This window comes from Hydrogenophaga sp. RAC07, assembly GCF_001713375.1.
Taxonomy (GTDB): Bacteria; Pseudomonadota; Gammaproteobacteria; order Burkholderiales; family Burkholderiaceae_C; genus Hydrogenophaga.
In genome coordinates, this window is the sequence record NZ_CP016449.1 from 86,713 (window position 1) to 105,000 (window position 18,288).

An 18,288-nucleotide genomic window follows, 5' to 3' on the forward strand; every position below is an offset into this window, starting at 1 on the left:
CAACACCGACCCTTGGGGCTCAGTCATCCATGAACGGTTTATTCGACTTCTTTGCGCGCCTGGTGCGCGGCATCCTCAAACTGGCGCTCGGCGTCGCTGCATTGGTGTTTGTGCTCAGCCTGCTGCTGGCCACGCTGGTGGTGGTGCTGGGCATGTCGCTCTGGGCGCTGGTCACCGGGCGCAAGCCCGCGCCTTTTGTGGTGTTCAACCGTTTCCGCCAGACCTCGCAGCGCTACACGCAAGGCGTGTGGCCGGGCCGTGGTCCTGCCCAGTCCATGGGTGATGTGGTCGATGTGCAGGCGCACGAGGTGCCCGATGCACCCACGCCGCGCGAAGCGGCTCCCCGCTCGGGTGGTGACCCGATGGCGCGCGTGATCCGCTGAGTTCAGTCGTCTGAATCGCCCACGCCCTGTCGGCGCGCCAGCGCAGCGTCATACAGTGCGTTGCGCGGCTGGCCGGTGATCTCGGCGCACAGCTTCACCGCGGTTTTCAGGGGCAGCTCTTTCAGCAGCACATCCAGCGTTCGCAAGGCCGCTGCGTCCACGCTCCCCTCGACCTCCGCCATGGCCGGCTGGGGATGCACCAGCAACACGAATTCACCGCGCGTGCGGTTGGCGTTGGCCTGCAGCCAGGCGCTGAAATCCTGCGCCTTGAGGTGCGCCACTTCCTCGAACTGTTTGGTGAGCTCACGGCCCACGGTCAACATGCGCTCGCCAAGAGCGCCCAGGTCCTTGGCCAGCGCTTCGATGCGGTGCGGCGCTTCGAGCAACACGCAACCCCGCACGTCGGCACCGATCAACTGCACCTCGCGCTGCCGCTCGGCCGCCTTGCTGGCGAGAAAGCCGGCGAACACGAAACGGCCGTCCCACCCACCCATGCCCGCCACTGTGCCCGAGACGCTGAGCAAGGCCGTGATGCTGCTGGCGCCCGGAATCGGCACGCATCGAAGGCCCGCAGCGTTCACGGCCGCCACCAGGCGCGCGCCCGGGTCGCTCACGCCGGGCGTGCCGGCGTCGCTCACATAGGCCACGCGCTGGCCGGCTTGCAGCCGCTGCACCACGGTCAGCGCGGCCTCGGCTTCGTTGTGTTCGTGCAGGGCCAGCAGCGGCTTGTGCAGGCCGTAGCCTTGCAGCAGAGCAGCGGTGTGTCGCGTGTCTTCGCAAGCCACGGTGTCCACGATGGAGAGCACCTGCAGCGCGCGCAGGCCGATGTCGGCCAGGTTGCCGATGGGTGTGGCGACCATGTAGAGCGCGCCCTGCGGATAATGCTGGTGCGCCGCCGCGTCGCGCGCGGCCGCCAACAGGGATGGAGAGCTTGCAGACAATGTGGAGTTCCAAGAAGCAAGGGGCGCCGGTGGCGACGCCAAAACAGGGGGCGCCGGTGGCGCCTGCACCGACCACGAAGGCCCGGGGGGATGCGGCCGAAGACGCCGCGCTCATGCACCTGCAGCGCCAGGGTTTGCGGCTCGTCCAGCGCAATTTCAAGACACCCGGCCGGGGCGGCGGCGAGATCGATTTGATTATGCGTGAGCCCGACGGCACGCTGGTCTTCATTGAAGTGCGACAGCGCGCCAGCCAGCGCCAGGGTGGCGCGGGTGCCAGCATCACCGGGCTCAAGCAGCGACGCATCGTGTTTGCCGCGCGGCACTTTTTGCTCCGGTTCGGCTCGGAACCTCCGTGCCGCTTCGACGTGGTGCTCATCGACGGAGGCCGCGGGCAGATCGACTGGTTGCGCGCCGCCTTCGATGCATCCTGAGCATTTGGATACAGACCCCACCGCTATGATCGCCCCATGCTTCTGCAACGCATCCAGCAACAGTTCATCGACAGTGCCGACCTGAAGTACCAGTGCGCACAAGCGCTCGCGCCGGTGGTCGAAGCCGCCACCAACGCGGTGCTGGCCAGCGTCACCGGCGGCGGCAAGGTGCTCACCTGCGGCAACGGCGCCTCGGCCGCGGCCGCGCAGCATTTCGCTGCAAGCTTCATTGGCCGCTACGACCGCGAGCGGCCCGAGCTGGCGGCCTTTTCGCTCTCGGCCGACGCTGCGGTGCTCACCGGCATCGCCAACGACTTCGACGTGAGTTCCGTCTACGCCCGCCAGGTGCGCGCGCTCGGCCAGGCAGGTGACGTGTTGCTGGCGCTCACCACCTCGGGCAATTCGCCCAACGTGCTGGCTGCGGTGCAGGCCGCGCACGAACGCGACATGACGGTGGTGGCGCTCACCGGCGCACGGGGCGGCCAGCTCGCGCTGCTGCTGCGCGACACCGATGTGCACATTTGTGTGCCGCACGATCTGGCGGCCCGGATTCTGGAGGTGCACCACCTGGTGTTGCACTGCATTTGCGACGGTGTGGACGCCCAGCTGCTGGGCCTGCCCGACGTGTCAACCCCTCACATCGAAAGTGACTCATGAAACCAAGCTCATCTGCCCGTTTGCAACGCATCACCACGGCCACTCTGCTGGTGGCCGCGCTCGGCGCCACACTGAGCGCATGCGCTCCGCTGGTGGTCGGCGGTGCCGCTGTCGGCGCCCTGGTGGCGGTGGACCGCCGCACGTCGGGTGCCCAACTGGATGACCAGGGCATTGAATTGCGATCGAACAACCGCCTGAAAGACGAGCTGGGCGATGCGCGCGCGCGCGTGGCCGTGACGAGCTACAACCGCCGCGTCTTGCTCACCGGCGAAGCCGCCAGCGAGGCGGTCAAGACACAGATCACGCAGATCGTCTCGGCGGTGCCCAGCGTGCGTGAGGTCATCAACGAACTGGATGTGACCAACAGTCCGACGCTCAAGGAGCGCGCCACCGACACGCTGATCACCGGCCGCCTCAAGGCTTCCCTGGTGGACGCCAAGGACCTCGCGGCCAACGCGTTCAAGGTGGTCACGGAGCGCGGCACGGTGTACCTGATGGGCCGCGTGACACAGCGTGAAGCCGACCGCGTCACCGACCTCGCGCGCAACATCCCGGGTGTGTCGCGTGTGGTGCGCACCTTCGAGATCATCACCGAGCAGGAACTCGCCAACATGCAGCCTGCGCCTGCCAGGTAACAGTCTCAGGCAAGAACACCGCGGGACTGGCTTTGCCAGGCCGCGGGTGTTGCCCCCTGGGGGGTGACACGCCGAAGGCGTGGCGCGGGGGGAGCCTTATTTCAGGCGTTTGATCAGGCTGGAGGTGTCCAGGCGGTGGCCGCCCATGGCCTGCACGTCGGCGTAGAACTGGTCCACCAGCGCGGTGACCGGCAGCCGTGCGCCGTTGCGCTTGGCCTCGTCGAGCACCAGGCCCAGATCCTTGCGCATCCAGTCCACCGCAAAACCGAAATCGAACTTGTCGGCCACCATGGTCTTGCCGCGGTTGTCGAGTTGCCAGCTCTGCGCCGCACCCTTGCCGATCACATCCAGCACCTGGTTCATGTCCAGCCCTGCCTTCTGGCCGAAGGCAATCGCTTCCGACAGGCCTTGCACCAGCCCGGCGATGCAGATCTGGTTGACCATCTTGGTGAGCTGGCCGGCACCGGTTTCTCCCAGCAGCGTGAAGGCACGCGAGAACGCCATGGCCACGGGCTTCACCGCATCGAAGGCCGCCGTGTCACCACCACACATCACGGTCAGCAAACCATTGACCGCACCTGCCTGACCGCCCGACACCGGCGCATCCACAAACGACAGCCCCCGTGTTTTGGCCGCCTGGTACAGCTCGCGTGCCACATCGGCCGAAGCCGTGGTGTGGTCCACGAAGATCGCACCAGAGGACATGCCGGCGAACGCACCGTCGGCACCCTGGGTGATGGAGCGCAGGTCGTCGTCGTTGCCCACGCAGGCAAACACGATGTCGGCACCCGCGGCCGCCTCGCGCGGCGTGGGCTGGTGCGCACCACCAAACTCAGCCACCCAGGCCGCAGCCTTGGCACTCGACCGGTTGTAGACAGTCACCGAATGCCCGGCACGCGCCAGGTGCCCCGCCATGGGATAGCCCATGACACCCAGGCCGATGAAGGCTACTTTGCGGGCAGGCGCGGATTCGTAGGTTTTCTCTGCAATGTTGCTCATGAGGTGGTCTCTTTGGTTTTTTCAAGAATGCCGCGGAACTGGCTTTGCCAGGCCGCAGGCATTGCCCCCTGGGGGGTGACGCGCCGCAAGGCGCGGCGCGCGCGTGGAGGTCAAACGATCGTAAGGTGCTCGGTCCCGGCAGCCAGGTCGAGGGTCTTTGCCCGCTGGCTGTTGAGCTTGATCTGCAGGCGCAGGTCGTTGATCGAGTCGGCGTTGCGCAGCGCGTCTTCAAACGTGATCAGGTTGGCCTCAAACGCGTTGAAGAGCGCCTGGTCGAAGGTCTGCATGCCCATCTGGTTGCTCTTCTTCATGATCTCCTTGATCTCGGCCACATCGCCCTTGAAGATCAGATCGGAAATCAGCGGTGAGTTCAACATGATCTCCACCGCGGCGTGGCGACCCTTGTTGTCCTGGCGCGGAATCAGACGCTGCGACACCAGCGCGCGCAGGTTGAGCGAGAGGTCCATCAGCAGTTGGGTGCGTCGCTCTTCGGGGAAGAAGTTGATGATGCGGTCCAGTGCCTGGTTGGAGCTGTTGGCGTGCAGCGTGGCCAGGCACAGGTGGCCGGTTTCGCTGAACTGGATCGCGTGCTCCATCGTCTCGCGGTCGCGAATTTCGCCCATCAGGATCACGTCGGGCGCCTGCCGCAGCGTGTTCTTGAGTGCGGCCTCCCAACTGTCGGTGTCCAGGCCCACTTCGCGTTGCGTCACCACGCAGTTCTTGTGCGGGTGCACGAACTCCACCGGGTCTTCGATCGTGATGATGTGACCGTGTGTGTTCTCGTTGCGCCAGTCGACCATGGCCGCCAGCGACGTGGATTTGCCCGAACCCGTGGCACCCACCAGGATGCACAAACCACGCTTGGCCAGCACCACGTCCTTGAGCACCTGCGGCAGGCCCAGCTTGTCGATGGTGGGCAGCACGGCGGGAATGGTCCGCATGACCATGCCGACCTTGCCCTGTTGAATGAAGGCGCTCACGCGGAAACGGCCAATGGCGGGCGGCGAGATCGCGAAGTTGCACTCCTTGGTGCGCTCGAACTCGGCTGCCTGCTTGTCGTTCATGATGGCGCGCGCCAGCGCCAGCGTGTGCGAAGCGTTCAGCGGTTGCGGCGACACCTTGACCACCGAGCCGTCCACCTTGATGGCCGGCGGAAAGTCGGCGGTGAGGAAGAGGTCGCTGCCGCTGCGGCTGAGCATCAGGCGCAGCAGGTCGTTGACGAATTTCGATGCCTGGTCGCGTTCCATGTGTCCTGCCTTCTTGTGCTCAACCGGGGAAGTTTTCCGGGATCTTGGCTTTGCCGCGCGCCTCGGCGGGGCTGATCACGTTGCGCTTGACCAGCTCCGAGAGGTTCTGGTCGAGCGTCTGCATGCCCACGTTGCTGCCGGTCTGGATGGCCGAGTACATCTGTGCCACCTTGGCCTCGCGGATCAAATTTCGGATGGCGCTGGTGCCCAGCATGATCTCGTGTGCGGCCACGCGGCCCGCACCATCTTTGGTCTTGCACAAAGTTTGGGAAATCACGGCCACCAGCGATTCGGACAACATGGCACGAACCATGTCTTTCTCTTCGGCCGGGAACACGTCGATGATGCGGTCGATGGTCTTGGCGGCGCTCGAGGTGTGCAGCGTGCCGAACACCAGGTGGCCTGTTTCGGCCGCCGTCATGGCCAGGCGGATGGTCTCCAGGTCGCGCATCTCGCCCACCAGGATCGCGTCCGGGTCTTCGCGCAGGGCCGAACGCAAGGCATTGGAAAAACTCAGGGTGTGCGGCCCCACTTCGCGCTGGTTCACCAGGCATTTCTTGGACTCGTGCACGAATTCCACCGGGTCTTCCACCGTGAGGATGTGCCCGTATTCGGTCTCATTGAGGTGGTTGACCATGCCCGCCAGCGTGGTCGACTTGCCCGAACCCGTGGGGCCGGTCACCAGCACCAGACCGCGAGGGCGCAAGGCCAGGTCGCCGAAGATCTTGGGCGCGTTGAGCTGCTCGAGCGTGAGGATCTTGCTCGGGATGGTCCGGAACACCGCGCCCGCGCCACGGTTGTGGTTGAAGGCGTTGACGCGAAAGCGGGCCAGACCTTCGATCTCAAACGAGAAGTCGCACTCCAGAAACTCTTCGTACTGTTTGCGCTGGCTGTCGTTCATGATGTCGTACACCATGCCGTGGACCTGCTTGTGGTCCAGCGGTTCGACGTTGATGCGTCTCACATCACCATGCACCCGTATCATGGGTGGAAGACCGGCCGAGAGGTGAAGATCGGATGCTTTGTTCTTGACACTGAAGGCAAGCAATTGGGTGATATCCATCCCGGGGTCCCGTGCGGTGTTGAGGTATGACGGCAGATTATGACGACCATTGAACGCAATCTCCAACAGGTTCACGAGCGCTTGAAGCGGTCATGTGCCCAAGTCGGACGCGATGTGAACGCGGTTGCGTTGCTCGCGGTTTCCAAGACCTTTGACGCAGATGCCGTCTGTCTGGCGCTCGATGCCGGTCAGCATGCTTTTGGCGAAAACTACGTGCAGGAAGGCACGGAAAAGATCGAGGCCCTGCGCAAGCTCAGACCTTCTGCCGCGCTGCAATGGCATTGCATCGGACCGTTGCAAAGCAACAAAACGCGACCGGTGGCCGAGCGTTTTGATTGGGTTCAATCGGTCGACCGGCTCAAGATCGCGCAACGTTTGAGTGAACAGCGCCCGGCCGACATGCCGGACTTGCAGATCTGCCTGCAGGTCAATGTGGACGGCGGGGCCAACAAGTCGGGTGTGGCCCCCGTCGAGTTGGGTGCCCTGGCCTTGGCCGTTTCGCGTCTGCCGCGCCTGAAGCTGCGCGGGCTCATGTGCATTCCCGAACCCGCGCCGACGTTCGAGGCCCAGCGCGATTTGTTCATGCGCGCCAAAGTCCTGTTCGATCAACTCAACGCAGAAGGCCTGGCGCTCGACACCTTGTCCATGGGCATGAGTGACGACCTGGAAGCCGCCGTGGCCGCCGGCTCGACCATGGTTCGCGTGGGGCGGGGCGTTTTTGGCAGCCGTCCCGAAAAACTCACTTCAGTGGCTTGACGGCGCCGCAACTGGATGAGAGCCACTTGCCCTGGCCGTCCAATGTGGTGCTCACCGGTTTGCCCTGGTGCGTGCTCTTCATCAGCATCTTCATGGTGTAGGCGGTGTCGCCGCTGAAGGTGTAGGTGCCTTCACCCGAAGACGGTGGCTTCTTGCAGACGAAGCTCATCTTGAGGGTGTTGGCGCTGCGCGAAGTGATGGTGGTCGTGCACTCGCCTTCGGTCTGCACCGGCATGTCCTGCTTCGCCGCCATCTCGGGCGTGATGCAGACCTTCATGGCCATGCCGCCACCCGCACCCGTCGTGGGCATCGACATGCCCTGCTTGGCCAGCATGTCCTGCATCATCTTTTTTTCGGCGGCCGACATGCCCGCCATCTGCTGCTGCATCTGCGCCATGGCCTGGTCCATCTCGGCGCTGCCACCCATCTTCTGGTTGATTTCCCACAGACCGGGTTTGGTGGACTGGGCATGGACAGCGCCGATGCAGGATAGGGCGCTCAGCAACAAGGCGGTCGGGAGGCGTGACATGGTGGCTCCTGAAAGTGGTGCGCCCATTGTGCGAACGCGGCCCCGGGTGTCAACGCCCGTGTCAACGGATCACAAAGGCAGCCGGGAGCTGTTCTTCACTTCTTCCATCACCGCGTAGGTGCGCGTTTCGCGCACGCCCGGGAGCTGCCACAGCACGCTGCCGGCGAATTCGCGGTAGGCGGCCATGTCGGCCATGCGGGTCTTGAGCAGGTAGTCAAAACCGCCGGCGACCATGTGGCATTCCATGATCTCGTCGCGCACCTGCACCGCGGCCTTGAACTCGTTGAACACGTTGGGCGTGGTGCGGTCGAGCAGCACCTCGACGAACACCATCATGCCGCGCCCCAGCCTCAGGGGATTCAGCCGGGCCTCGTACCCGAGGATGAATCCGTCGCGCTGCAGTCGCTGGGTGCGCGCGAGCACCGCGGTGGGCGAGAGCGCCACCGCCTCGGCGAGTTTGAGGTTGGTGATGCGGCCGTCGGCCTGCAAGAGCTTGAGGATCTTGAGGTCGATGCGGTCGGGCGCGGCTGGGTGGGGGTCCATGGTGGTGAATTATCCAGTTCAAAGCTGAGGTTTTGGAGAAAAATTCAGCTTTGATGGCGAGAACATACGCACATTCACAACCCCACTCCCTCCTGGAATCCCCCATGCCGCGCACCACCGACCGCCTGCCTTTTCCCTACCGTTCCGAGGCCGGTGTGCTCGCCCAGCGCCTGGCTGCGTTGCAGGGTGTGCTGGACTGGGCCACCGCCGCCACGCAAGCCGCGCCGTGGGTGCGCGCCGTGCGCGAGAACCCGCCACCGTTCTGGGCCATGGAGAGCCTGCTCAAGGAGTACCCGATCTCCAGCGCCGAAGGCCTGGCCCTGATGCGGCTGGCCGAAGCGCTGCTGCGTGTGCCCGATGCCGAGACGGCGATCGCCTTGACCGCCGATCAGCTCGGCCGCGCGGACTTCGACGGTGCGGCGGACTCGACATTGGCGCGCCTGTCGTCCACCGCGATCGCCATGTCCAAGCACTTCCTGCCCCAGGCGGGCAACGAGCCGGGTCTGATGGCCAAGCTGGGCGCGAAGACCGTGGTGGCCGCCACGCTGCGCGCGGTGCAGTTGCTGGGCCGTCAGTTCGTGCTGGGCCAGACCATTGAAGAGGGCATGAAAGAAGCGGCGTCTGCGCGCAAGCGCCAGGCCAACCTGGGCTTCAGTTTCGACATGCTGGGCGAGGGCGCACGCACCGATGCCGATGCGCTGCGCTACCTGGCGAGCTATCAGAACGCGATCGCGGCCATCGCCCGCACGGCCGACCCGAAGCGCGCACCGAGCCAGAACGACGGCATCTCCATCAAGCTCAGCGCGCTGCACCCGCGCTATGAAGATGCACAGCACGATCGCGTGATGCGCGAGCTCGTGCCGCGCGTGTGGACCTTGTGCGAAGGTGCTGCCGCTGCCAACCTGAACCTGACCATCGACGCGGAAGAGGTCGACCGGCTCGAACTCTCGCTTGAGGTGTTCGAAGCGCTGGCGAAGTTGGTGGCGCAACATTGCCCGCAATGGCAGGGTTTTGGTCTGGCGCTGCAGGCGTACCAGACGCGTGCGGTTGAACTCATCGAACACGTGGCGGCACTGGGGCGGCAATACCAGCTCAAGTTCATGTGCCGCCTGGTCAAGGGCGCTTATTGGGATGCCGAGATCAAGCGAGCACAAGAGCTGGGTCTGCCCGCCTACCCGGTGTTCACGCAAAAGCCGCACACGGACGTGAGTTACCTGGCGTGTGCGCAGGCCTTGTTCAACGCATCCGATGCCATCTACCCGCAGTTCGCCACGCACAACGCCGGCACCATCGCCGCGATTCTCCAGATGGGTACCGTTTGCGCCGCGCCCTTTGAACTGCAGCGCCTGCACGGCATGGGCGAGGGCATCTACCGCGAGGTGCTCAAGAACCCGGCCGTGTCGTGCCGCGTTTACGCCCCTGTGGGCGCGCACCGCGACCTGCTGGCTTACCTGGTGCGCCGCCTGCTGGAGAACGGCGCCAACTCGTCGTTTGTGCACCAGCTCGCCGACGAGTCGGTGGGCATGGACGAGCTGCTGCTCTCGCCACTGGCGCAATCCAGGCCCGAGGCCATGACCTCCACGCTGCCGTTGCCGCCCGAGCTCTACGGTTCGAAGCGCCCGAACAGCCTGGGGCTGGACCTCGCCGTGATCGTGCACCGCGATCCGCTGCTGGCCGCGCACGCCGGGCTGGTGGTGCCCACGGTGCCCGAGGCCACCGCCGCCGATGCGCAGGCCGCTGTCGACAGAGCAAGCCAGGCTTTCACCGGCTGGAACCACACGCCGGTGGCCGAGCGCGCCGCCACGCTGCGGCGCGCCGCCGACGCGATGCAGCAGCAGTTGCCCCGCCTGTGTGCCCTGCTGGTGAAGGAGGCGCACAAGGGCTGGAACGACGCCGTGTCCGAGGTGCGCGAGGCCATCGACTTCCTGCGCTACTACGCGAACGACGCGGAGCGCGTGATGGCCCCGCAGACGCTGCCGGGCCCCACCGGCGAGAGCAACACCCTGCGCATGGAAGGCCGCGGCGCCTGGGTCTGCATCAGTCCGTGGAACTTTCCGCTGGCCATCTTCGCCGGCCAGGTGGCCGCGGCGCTGGCCACCGGTAACACGGTGCTGGCCAAGCCGGCCGAGCAGACGCCCGCCATCGCGCTCGAAGCCGTGAAGTTGCTGCACGCCGCCGGCGTGCCGGCGGGTGCCTTGCAGTTGCTGCACGGCCCGGGCGAGACCGTGGGCGCGTCGCTGGTGGCCCAGCCCGGCATCGCCGGTGTGGTGTTCACCGGCTCCACCCAGGTGGCCAAGATCATCCAGCGCGCACTCGCCGCCAAGGACGGTCCCATCATCCCGCTGATCGCCGAGACCGGCGGCATCAACGCCATGCTGGTGGACAGCACGGCGCTGCCCGAGCAGGTGGCCGACGCGGTGGTGCAGAGCGCCTTCCGCAGTGCCGGCCAGCGCTGCTCGGCGCTGCGCCTGCTGTGTGTGCACGAAGCCATTGCCGACGGTGTGATCGAAATGATCGAAGGCGCCGCGAAAGAACTGGTCGCTGGTGACCCGTCCGATCTGGCGACCGACCTCGGTCCGGTGATCGACGCCGAGGCGTTTGACGGCATCAGCCGCCACGTGCAGCGCCTGCACAACGACGCCAGGCCCCTGCTGGGTGATCAGCGCACCGCAGCCGCCCTGCCGCATGTGATCGCGCCGCAGATGTTTGAAGTGCCTTCGATCAGCGCGGTGGCGCAGGAAATCTTCGGCCCGGTGCTGCAGGTGGTGCGTTGGGGCGGCGACCCGATGGCCGTCATGCAACAGATCAACGCACTGGGCTACGGCCTCACGCTGGGCATCCAGACCCGCATCGACAGCCGCGCCCTCGCGCTGGCCGGCGCCGCGCGCGTGGGCAACGTCTATGTGAACCGCAACATGATCGGCGCCGTCGTGGGCGTACAGCCCTTCGGCGGTGAAGGCCTGAGCGGCACCGGCCCCAAGGCCGGGGGGCCCCACTACCTGCTGCGCTTCTGTGCCGAGCAGACCCTGACCATCAACACCACCGCCGCCGGCGGCAACGTGGCGCTGTTCACCGCTTGAGAAGCGGCCTGGGCGTGGGCGTGGCGCGGGCTTACAGTGGCGCCACCTTTGCTACTCCTGCACGCCCATGGCCGACCTCACCTCCCCCGCCGACGCCCAACGCATCCAGCAATGGCTGGACGAACACCGCATCACCGAAGTCGAATGCCTGATTCCCGACATGGCGGGCCAGGCGCGCGGCAAGATCGTGCCGCGCCACAAGTACAACCCGGCCGTGGGCCTGCGCCTGCCCGAAGCGGTGCTGGCCATGACCGTGACCGGCGACTATCCCGAGAAGGACTTCACTTCGGTGGCCGACCCGGACATGCTGCTCAAGCCCGACCCGAACACACTGCGTCCCGTGCCCTGGGCCAAGGAGCCCACGGCGCAGATCATCCACTACTGTTTTGCCTTTGACGGCACGCCGTTTGCACTGTCGCCGCGCAACGTGTTGCGCCGCGTGCTCAAGCTCTACGAAGACGAAGGCTGGAAGCCGGTGGTGGCGCCCGAGATGGAGTTCTACCTGGTGCAGGTGGAGCCGAACGAGGACATTCCGCTCAAGCCGCCGGTGGGCCGCACCAAGCGCACCGAGGCCGGCATGCAGAGCTTCTCGATGGATGCGATCAACGAGTATGACGACATCTTCGATGTGATGTACGACTGGTGCGAGGCCGAGGGCATCCAGCTCGACACGCTGATCCACGAGATGGGCACGGCGCAGATGGAGATCAACATCGACCACGGCGACCCGTTGCCGCTGGCCGACCAGGTGTTCCTGTTCAAACGCACCATCCGCGAGGTGGCGATCCGCCACGAGATGTACGCCACCTTCATGGCCAAGCCCATGCAGGGCCAACCCGGCAGCGCCATGCACATCCACCAGAGCGTGGTCGGCATCGACGGCGGGCAGAACATCTTCAGCAAGCCCGACGGTGAACCGTCAGAGGCGTTCTTCCACTACATCGGCGGCCTGCAGACCTACCTGCCCGCGGCCACCGCGTTCTTTGCGCCCTACGTCAATTCCTACCGCCGGCTCTCGCGTTTCACGTCGGCGCCGATCAACCTGAGCTGGGGTTATGACAACCGCACCTGCGGCCTGCGCGTGCCGCACTCCGGCCCGCAAGACCGGCGCGTGGAAAACCGCCTGGCCGGCGTGGACGTGAACCCCTACCTGGCGATTGCGGCCAGCCTGGCCTGCGGTTACCTGGGCATGAAGCAGGGCTTGAAGCCGAGCGAGCCGCTCAAGGGCAGCGCCTACGAACAACCCCACCAGCTGCCGCGCCACCTGGACGACGCGATCGAAAAACTCATGGGCTGCGCGCCGCTGGTGGACCTGTTCGGCGAACACTTCATCCAGACCTACAGCGCGATCAAGGAAACCGAGTACCGCGAGTTCTTCGACGTGATCAGTCCGTGGGAGCGGCGCTTTCTGCTCCTGCATGTGTAGACGCGCATCGAGAGCGCGGACGCCAACTCAGGGACAGCGAGGGTCCGGCTCCGCCGGCCCCAGCTGTCGCCCCCCCCTCCCGCCGAAGGCGAGAGAGGGGGGAGGCGCCGAAGGCGACGCGGGAGGTGTCAACTCAGCACCAGCATGCCGGAGGTCGGGTTCTCCAGCATCGCGTCCAGCGCCTCGATGGGCAGCGGTTTCGAGAACAGGTGCCCCTGGAACTGGTCGCAGCCCTGGTAGGCCAGAAAGTCGCGCTGCTCCTGCGTTTCCACACCTTCGGCCACCACCTGCAGGCTCAAACTCTGGGCCAGCGAGATGATGGCGCGCGAGATGGCGGCGTCGTTGGGGTCGGTCAGCACGTCGGCCACAAAGCCCTTGTCGATCTTGAGCTGGTCCAGCGGCAGGCGCTTGAGAACCGAGAGTGAGGAGTAGCCCACGCCGAAGTCGTCGAGCGACAGCGTGACGCCCAGTGCCTTGAGCATGCCCATCTTGCCGATCGTGATTTCCATGCGGTCGGCCAGCAGGCTCTCGGTGAGTTCCAGCTTGAGGCGGTGCGGCCGGATGCCGGTGCGCTGGATGGCGGCCATCACCATGTCCACAAAATCGGGGTGGCGGAACTGGCGCACGCTCACGTTCACCGCGATGCTCAGGCTGGCGGTCTGTGGCCGGTCCGCCCAGGCCGCGAGTTGTTCGCAGGCGGTCTCCAGCACCCACTGCCCCAGCGGCAGGATGAGGCCGGTGTCCTCGGCCACGGGAATGAAGTCGGCCGGAAACACCAGACCGCGCTCCGGGTGCTGCCAGCGCACCAGGGCCTCCACGCCGGTGATCACACCGACCCGGTCCACCTGTGGCTGGTAGTGCACCACGAACTGCGCCTCGCGCAACGCCACGCGCAGGTCGGAGCTCACCGTGGCATTGGCGCTGACCGTGGCCTGCATGCCGGGGTCGAAAAAACACACGGTGTTGCGGCCCAGCGACTTGGCCTGGTACATCGCCAGGTCGGCCTGCTTGAGCAACTCGCCCACGTCGTTGTGGTCACCGTTGAACGAGGTCACACCGATGCTCGGGGTGGCGAACTGCTGGTGCCCGGTGAGCTGGAACGGTTCGCGCAGTGTGTGCAGCACCTTCTCGGCCAGCGCACGCGCCTTGTAGGCGGCGGCTTCGGGGTCGGTGCTCAGGTCGTCCACCATCACCACGAATTCGTCTCCGCCCAGGCGCGCGACCATGTCGGTCTTGCGCACGCTGCGCGTGAGGCGCGAAGCCACCTTTTGCAGCAGCTGGTCGCCCATGTGGTGCCCCAGCGTGTCGTTGAGCACCTTGAAGTTGTCCAGGTCGATGAACATCAGCGCGCCGTGCTGGCCGGAGCGCGCACTGGCCGCCAGCGCCTGCTGCAGCCGGTCCAGCAGCAGCTGGCGGTTGGGCAGGTCGGTCAGCGCGTCGTAGAAGGCCAGGTGGCGGATCATGTCTTCGGCGGTCTTGCGCTGCGTGATGTCGCGCCCCACCGCCACCCAGTGCGTCACCTCTTCGGCGTTGGCCTGCACCGACACCACCTCCAGCTCGACCCAGAACAGCGCGCCGTTCTTGCGCCGCACCATCAGCTCGGTTCGCGCCTGCTGGTTTTGCTGCAGGCCCGCGGCCAGGGCCTTGAGCTTGGTGATGGCCGGGTCGAGTTCGAGCAGCATCCGCGGCGTCTGGCCCAGCACCTCGGCGCGCGTGTAGCCGGTGTGCTGCTCGAAGGCGTCATTGACGAAGACGATGCGCGGCTCCTGCGCGTTGGCGCCGGTCTCGGCGATGGCCACGATGTCGTTGAGCCGGGACACGCTGGTCTCCAGCAGCATCAGCTGTTCTTGCGAGCGCCGGCGCTCGGTCACGTCGCGGAAGTAGACCGCCAGGCCCTCGGCAAACGGGTAGGCGCGCACCTCCAGCCACTTGCCCAGCGACGGGAAAAAGTCCTCCAGTTCCACCCGGCGGTTGGTGTTGAGCGAGCGGGTGAGCTTGTCCTTGAGGCGCTCGGCCAGGCCGCCACTGAAATCTTTCCAGACCTCTTCGCCCAGCAGGTCGGCGGTGGTCTTCTGCAGCAGGCGTTCACTCTCCTGGTTGAGGTAGGTGAAGCAGCACTGCCGGTCCAGCGTGACGAAGGCTTCGGTGATGCTGGCCAGCGTGGTGGTCAGGCGCATCGCCAGGCGCAGCGTGTCCTGTTGCGCCTGTTTCTGCGCCGAGATGTCCTGAATCGCGCCCTGGATGCGCAAGATGTCGCCGGCCGAGTTGCGCACCGCCGTGCCCACCGTGCGCACCCATTTGGGCGTGCCGCCCTCCACCATGATCTGGATCTCTTCGTCGAAACCCTCGCCGCTGACCGCGCAACGCTCCAGGCGCTGGCGGATGCCGCTGCGCCATTCCGGGTTGTAGCGCTGCACCATGGTGTCGAGCGAGACCACATGTCGGTGGTCCGGCAGGCCCAGGATGGTGGCGAACTCGTCCGAGTGCGTGACCAGGCCGCTGGACACCTGCATCGACCAGCTGCCCGCGCCCGCCGTGTGCTCGGTGAGGTTGAGGCGGCTTTCGCTTTCGCGCAGCACGTTCACGTTGTACTGCTCGCTCACTTCGCAGCGGCGCCACAGCGCCAGCACCTCGGCCGCGTGTGCGGTCAACAGCTGCAGCGTGGCGTCGGCCGGGGGCCTGTGGGCTTGAACCGAGGTGTCCAGCAACAGCAGGGCGACGCCGGCCTGACCGCTCGACAAGGACACCGGCAACCAGTGTGCGCGTTGCATGCTTTCCCACTCGGTACCTGCCATGGCGCCGCACCCGTGCTGCGCGCTCAGGTTGTCCACCAGCGCTTCACGGCTGCGGTCCGCGAACGCCGTGGCGCTGTAGTGGGCCGCACTGGCCGCGGTCTCGCCCGAGACGCCGTGGGTGCCCAGCACCACCGGTGGCCATTGGGTGGTGTCCAGCACCAGGGCTGCGGCGCAGCCGCCGCATTGGGCGGCGAGTTGCGCCAGCTGATGGAAGCCCGAGAAGTCCCTGGAGCTCGACCACGTGCCTGTGGCCTCGAAGTCGGTTTCTTTGATCAGCGCGCTGCGCGGTGTGGGAGTTCCGTTTCGCATGGAGGTCGGGCCCGGTGGTTGGGTGGTCGGCAAAAGGGCGTGTTGTCACGCAATGCACACACTGTGCGGGCATGCTTCACTCTTGACTTGTGATCAAGATCACGAGAGCGGCGGTGAGTCCGTGAATTTGTAACAAAGCGCTGGAATCTGGTTACTTCTGTTCTACCATGGCGTTCCGTTGCGGGGATCCCATGCCCGCCGCGGTGCAGGAAGGCGATGATGGAAACGAACTGGGAGAGTCGATTGTGAGCACACTTGCAGAACTCAGGCAACACAACGATGTGCCGAGCTTGAAATCCGCGCTGCACCAGCTGTGCAGCGAGTTCGGTCGCATCACGCGCCTGGACATCCTGACCGCCATGCACGAAGGCACGAAGCAGGCCATCTGCTTTCTTCGCATGGAGCGCCCTGAACAGGAGCAGCTGCTCATGAAGAGCCTCGGAGTGGGCCGTTTTGGCGGCGAGGTCGTCTTTGTGCTGAACCTCAACACCCCGGTGACGGCCGATGATTTCGGTCCTTCGTCCCAATGGGCCGACTCCGACATCTACTGAAGGCTTTTCCCTTCCCCCGCGCAGGCCCTTTTCAGGGCCTGTTTTTTTGGGTGCCGACCTGTCGCGCCATCGACCGTGATCGAGACCCACGCGGCGCAGAATCCGGCCATGAACACCTTGCGCGCTCCTTTGCAGGCCCGAATTGTTGAATGGCTGGTGGCCCCTGGCGATGTGGTGCGCCGGGGCGATGTGCTGGTGGTGCTCGAAGCCATGAAGATGGAACACGAGCTGCGCGCTGAAGCCGACGGGCGCGTTCTGGAACTGCTGCTGGCCTCGGGCGAGCCTGTGCAGCTGAACGAAGGGTTGCTGCATCTGGCGCCGCTGGCGCATTCTGTTGATGCCAGCGCTGCACCCACTGTGGCCTCGGAGCGCAGCAGCGCCGAGGTGCGTCCCGATCTGCAGGCCATGCGGGAGCGACAGGCGTTCACCCGGGACGCGGCCCGGCCGGAGGCCGTGGCACGCCGCCATGCGCTGGGTCTGCGAACGGCGCGCGAGAACATCGCCGACCTGTGCGACCCGGACAGCTACCTTGAATACGGTGCCCTCGCGGTGGCAGCGCAGCGCAGCCGCCGCAGCGAACAGGATCTGATCACGAACACGCCCGCCGATGGAATGGTCACCGGCATCGGCTCCGTCAATGGCGCGCTCTTCGGTCCCGAGCGGGCGCGTACTGTGGTGCTGGCCTACGATGCAACGGTGCTGGCCGGCACGCAAGGCATGCGCAACCACCAGAAGACCGATCGCCTGCTGGGCATTGCGCTGGCGCAAAAGCTGCCGGTGATCCTGTTGGCCGAAGGAGGAGGTGGTCGGCCGGGCGACACCGACATGCCCATCGTGGCGGGACTGCACGTGGGCACCTTCGCCGCCCTGGCCCGGCTCTCGGGCGAGGTGCCGGTGGTGGGCATCGCGGCCGGGCGCTGCTTTGCGGGCAATGCCGCGTTGCTGGGCTGCAGCGACGTGATCATCGCCACGCGCGGCAGCAACATCGGCATGGGTGGCCCGGCCATGGTCGAGGGAGGGGGGCTGGGGACCTTCCGGCCCGAGGACATCGGTCCGGGCGATGTGCAGCACGCCAACGGGGTGATCGACGTGCTGGTGGACGACGAAGCCCAGGCCGTTGCGGCCGCCCGGCACTGCTTGTCGTTTTTCCAGGGGCGGCTGGCCACCTGGACGGCACCCGACAACGCCGCACTGCGAGACGCCGTGCCAGAGAACCGCCTGCGCAGCTACGACACACGCACTGTCATGCAGGGTCTTGTGGACGAGGGCAGCCTGCTGCCACTGCGCACCGGCTTTGGCCTGGGCATCCACACCGCACTGGCACGCATCGAGGGGCGCGCGGTCGGGGTGATGGCCAACAACCCGCTGCACCTGGGTGGTGCCATCGATGCCGACGCGGCCGACAAGGCGGCGCGCTTCATGCAGCTGTGCAATGCCCATGGCCTGCCCATCGTGAGCCTCGTGGACACCCCCGGTTTCATGGTGGGGCCGGCGGCCGAGGCGCAAGCGCAGGTGCGGCATGTGAGCCGCCTGTTCGTGACGGCCGCAAAACTGCGCGTGCCGTTCTTCGCCGTGGTGCTGCGCAAGGGCTATGGACTGGGCGCCATGGGCATGACGGCCGGTGGGTTTCATGCGCCTGTGTTCACCGTGGCCTGGCCCACCGGAGAGTTTGGTGCCATGGGCCTGGAGGGCGCGGTGCGCCTGGGCTATCGCAAGGAGTTGCAGGCGGCTGCCGAAGGTGCGGAGCGCGATGCGCTGTTTGACGGCCTGCTGGCCGAGCAATACGCCAAAGGATCGGCCGAGCAGATGGCCACGACGCTGGAGATCGACGCGGTGATCGACCCGGCTCACACGCGGCATTGGCTGGTGCAGGGGCTGGCGGGCGCGAAGCTGGGTGAGCCATCGGCCACCCGCTTCATCGACACGTGGTGAACAGGGTCGGC

At 66.0% G+C, this 18,288-nt stretch carries 16 protein-coding genes; 9 read left to right on the plus strand and 7 right to left on the minus strand.

Features of this window, described 5'->3' with window-relative positions:
* Positions 1 to 29: 29 nt before the first annotated feature.
* Complete coding sequence (locus tag BSY239_RS00335) at positions 30 to 383, plus strand: hypothetical protein (RefSeq protein WP_069045083.1); 354 nt, start codon at positions 30 to 32, stop codon at positions 381 to 383.
* Between the two features lie 2 nt (positions 384 to 385).
* Here BSY239_RS00335 and rsmI read toward each other — a convergent pair whose 3' ends face one another.
* A complete protein-coding gene (gene rsmI / locus BSY239_RS00340; protein ID WP_069045084.1) occupies positions 386 to 1,324 on the minus strand; it encodes a 16S rRNA (cytidine(1402)-2'-O)-methyltransferase in 939 nt (312 codons plus the stop codon).
* Here rsmI and BSY239_RS00345 point away from each other — a divergent pair.
* The 3 genes from BSY239_RS00345 to BSY239_RS00355 are packed head-to-tail and all read left to right on the plus strand — an operon-like array spanning position 1,324 to position 3,047.
* Complete coding sequence (locus tag BSY239_RS00345) at positions 1,324 to 1,755, plus strand: YraN family protein (RefSeq protein ID WP_069045085.1); 432 nt, start codon at positions 1,324 to 1,326, stop codon at positions 1,753 to 1,755. The two genes, rsmI and BSY239_RS00345, sit on opposite strands and share 1 nt — an antisense overlap.
* 36 nt (positions 1,756 to 1,791) lie before the next feature.
* Positions 1,792 to 2,412, plus strand: coding sequence for an SIS domain-containing protein (locus BSY239_RS00350; protein ID WP_069045086.1), 621 nt, complete (start codon positions 1,792 to 1,794; stop codon positions 2,410 to 2,412).
* On the plus strand, positions 2,409 to 3,047 hold the full coding sequence (locus BSY239_RS00355) for a BON domain-containing protein (RefSeq protein WP_069045087.1): 639 nt from the start codon (positions 2,409 to 2,411) through the stop codon (positions 3,045 to 3,047). Before BSY239_RS00350 ends, BSY239_RS00355 begins: the two co-directional genes overlap by 4 nt.
* Before the next feature lie 96 nt (positions 3,048 to 3,143).
* Here the strand turns inward: BSY239_RS00355 and BSY239_RS00360 are convergent, their stop codons facing one another.
* The 3 genes from BSY239_RS00360 to BSY239_RS00370 all read right to left on the minus strand — a co-directional run bounded on the left by BSY239_RS00360 (position 3,144) and on the right by BSY239_RS00370 (position 6,356).
* Entirely contained in the window at positions 3,144 to 4,046 is a 903-nt protein-coding gene (locus BSY239_RS00360) for an NAD(P)-dependent oxidoreductase (protein WP_069045088.1), read from the minus strand.
* Between the two features lie 110 nt (positions 4,047 to 4,156).
* Positions 4,157 to 5,293, minus strand: coding sequence for a PilT/PilU family type 4a pilus ATPase (locus BSY239_RS00365; RefSeq protein WP_069045089.1), 1,137 nt, complete (start codon positions 5,291 to 5,293; stop codon positions 4,157 to 4,159).
* Positions 5,294 to 5,312: 19 nt separating this feature from the next.
* Positions 5,313 to 6,356, minus strand: a complete 1,044-nt coding sequence (locus BSY239_RS00370; protein WP_069045090.1) for a type IV pilus twitching motility protein PilT — start codon at positions 6,354 to 6,356, stop codon at positions 5,313 to 5,315.
* 39 nt (positions 6,357 to 6,395) lie between these two features.
* Between BSY239_RS00370 and BSY239_RS00375 the strand changes: the two genes are divergently transcribed.
* Entirely contained in the window at positions 6,396 to 7,112 is a 717-nt protein-coding gene (locus BSY239_RS00375; RefSeq protein WP_069045091.1) for a YggS family pyridoxal phosphate-dependent enzyme, read from the plus strand.
* Here BSY239_RS00375 and BSY239_RS00380 read toward each other — a convergent pair.
* Positions 7,096 to 7,641: a DUF3617 domain-containing protein gene (locus tag BSY239_RS00380; RefSeq protein WP_069045092.1), complete on the minus strand. Its 546-nt coding sequence runs from the start codon at positions 7,639 to 7,641 to the stop codon at positions 7,096 to 7,098. The two genes, BSY239_RS00375 and BSY239_RS00380, sit on opposite strands and share 17 nt — an antisense overlap.
* Before the next feature lie 69 nt (positions 7,642 to 7,710).
* On the minus strand, positions 7,711 to 8,184 hold the full coding sequence (locus tag BSY239_RS00385) for an Lrp/AsnC ligand binding domain-containing protein (RefSeq protein WP_069045093.1): 474 nt from the start codon (positions 8,182 to 8,184) through the stop codon (positions 7,711 to 7,713).
* A 104-nt stretch (positions 8,185 to 8,288) separates the two neighbouring features.
* Here BSY239_RS00385 and BSY239_RS00390 point away from each other — a divergent pair, with 104 nt between their 5' ends.
* Positions 8,289 to 11,264: an L-glutamate gamma-semialdehyde dehydrogenase gene (locus BSY239_RS00390; protein ID WP_069045094.1), complete on the plus strand. Its 2,976-nt coding sequence runs from the start codon at positions 8,289 to 8,291 to the stop codon at positions 11,262 to 11,264.
* 67 nt (positions 11,265 to 11,331) lie between these two features.
* Positions 11,332 to 12,690 (plus strand): glutamine synthetase family protein, encoded by a 1,359-nt coding sequence (locus BSY239_RS00395; protein WP_069045095.1) that lies wholly within the window; start codon positions 11,332 to 11,334, stop codon positions 12,688 to 12,690.
* A 128-nt stretch (positions 12,691 to 12,818) separates the two neighbouring features.
* Here the strand turns inward: BSY239_RS00395 and BSY239_RS00400 are convergent, their stop codons facing one another.
* Positions 12,819 to 15,794, minus strand: coding sequence for a sensor domain-containing protein (locus tag BSY239_RS00400; RefSeq protein ID WP_083239726.1), 2,976 nt, complete (start codon positions 15,792 to 15,794; stop codon positions 12,819 to 12,821).
* A 191-nt stretch (positions 15,795 to 15,985) separates the two neighbouring features.
* Between BSY239_RS00400 and BSY239_RS00405 the strand changes: the two genes are divergently transcribed.
* Positions 15,986 to 16,345, plus strand: coding sequence for an RNA recognition motif domain-containing protein (locus tag BSY239_RS00405; protein WP_083239727.1), 360 nt, complete (start codon positions 15,986 to 15,988; stop codon positions 16,343 to 16,345).
* 117 nt (positions 16,346 to 16,462) lie between these two features.
* Complete coding sequence (locus tag BSY239_RS00410; protein ID WP_236944223.1) at positions 16,463 to 18,277, plus strand: carboxyl transferase domain-containing protein; 1,815 nt, start codon at positions 16,463 to 16,465, stop codon at positions 18,275 to 18,277.
* The last annotated feature ends 11 nt before the right edge of the window (positions 18,278 to 18,288 follow it).

What these genes read in the sequence shown, in the direction of transcription:
- BSY239_RS00335 (WP_069045083.1), top strand. Translation starts at nt 30, where the DNA reads ATGAACGGTTTATTCGACTTCTTTGCGCGCCTGGTGCGCGGCATCCTC.
- BSY239_RS00345 (WP_069045085.1), top strand. Translation starts at nt 1,324, where the DNA reads ATGTGGAGTTCCAAGAAGCAAGGGGCGCCGGTGGCGACGCCAAAACAG.
- BSY239_RS00350 (WP_069045086.1), top strand. Translation starts at nt 1,792, where the DNA reads ATGCTTCTGCAACGCATCCAGCAACAGTTCATCGACAGTGCCGACCTG.
- BSY239_RS00355 (WP_069045087.1), top strand. Translation starts at nt 2,409, where the DNA reads ATGAAACCAAGCTCATCTGCCCGTTTGCAACGCATCACCACGGCCACT.
- BSY239_RS00360 (WP_069045088.1), bottom strand. Translation starts at nt 4,046, where the DNA reads ATGAGCAACATTGCAGAGAAAACCTACGAATCCGCGCCTGCCCGCAAA.
- BSY239_RS00365 (WP_069045089.1), bottom strand. Translation starts at nt 5,293, where the DNA reads ATGGAACGCGACCAGGCATCGAAATTCGTCAACGACCTGCTGCGCCTG.
- BSY239_RS00370 (WP_069045090.1), bottom strand. Translation starts at nt 6,356, where the DNA reads ATGGATATCACCCAATTGCTTGCCTTCAGTGTCAAGAACAAAGCATCC.
- BSY239_RS00375 (WP_069045091.1), top strand. Translation starts at nt 6,396, where the DNA reads ATGACGACCATTGAACGCAATCTCCAACAGGTTCACGAGCGCTTGAAG.
- BSY239_RS00380 (WP_069045092.1), bottom strand. Translation starts at nt 7,641, where the DNA reads ATGTCACGCCTCCCGACCGCCTTGTTGCTGAGCGCCCTATCCTGCATC.
- BSY239_RS00385 (WP_069045093.1), bottom strand. Translation starts at nt 8,184, where the DNA reads ATGGACCCCCACCCAGCCGCGCCCGACCGCATCGACCTCAAGATCCTC.
- BSY239_RS00390 (WP_069045094.1), top strand. Translation starts at nt 8,289, where the DNA reads ATGCCGCGCACCACCGACCGCCTGCCTTTTCCCTACCGTTCCGAGGCC.
- BSY239_RS00395 (WP_069045095.1), top strand. Translation starts at nt 11,332, where the DNA reads ATGGCCGACCTCACCTCCCCCGCCGACGCCCAACGCATCCAGCAATGG.
- BSY239_RS00400 (WP_083239726.1), bottom strand. Translation starts at nt 15,794, where the DNA reads ATGCGAAACGGAACTCCCACACCGCGCAGCGCGCTGATCAAAGAAACC.
- BSY239_RS00405 (WP_083239727.1), top strand. Translation starts at nt 15,986, where the DNA reads ATGCCCGCCGCGGTGCAGGAAGGCGATGATGGAAACGAACTGGGAGAG.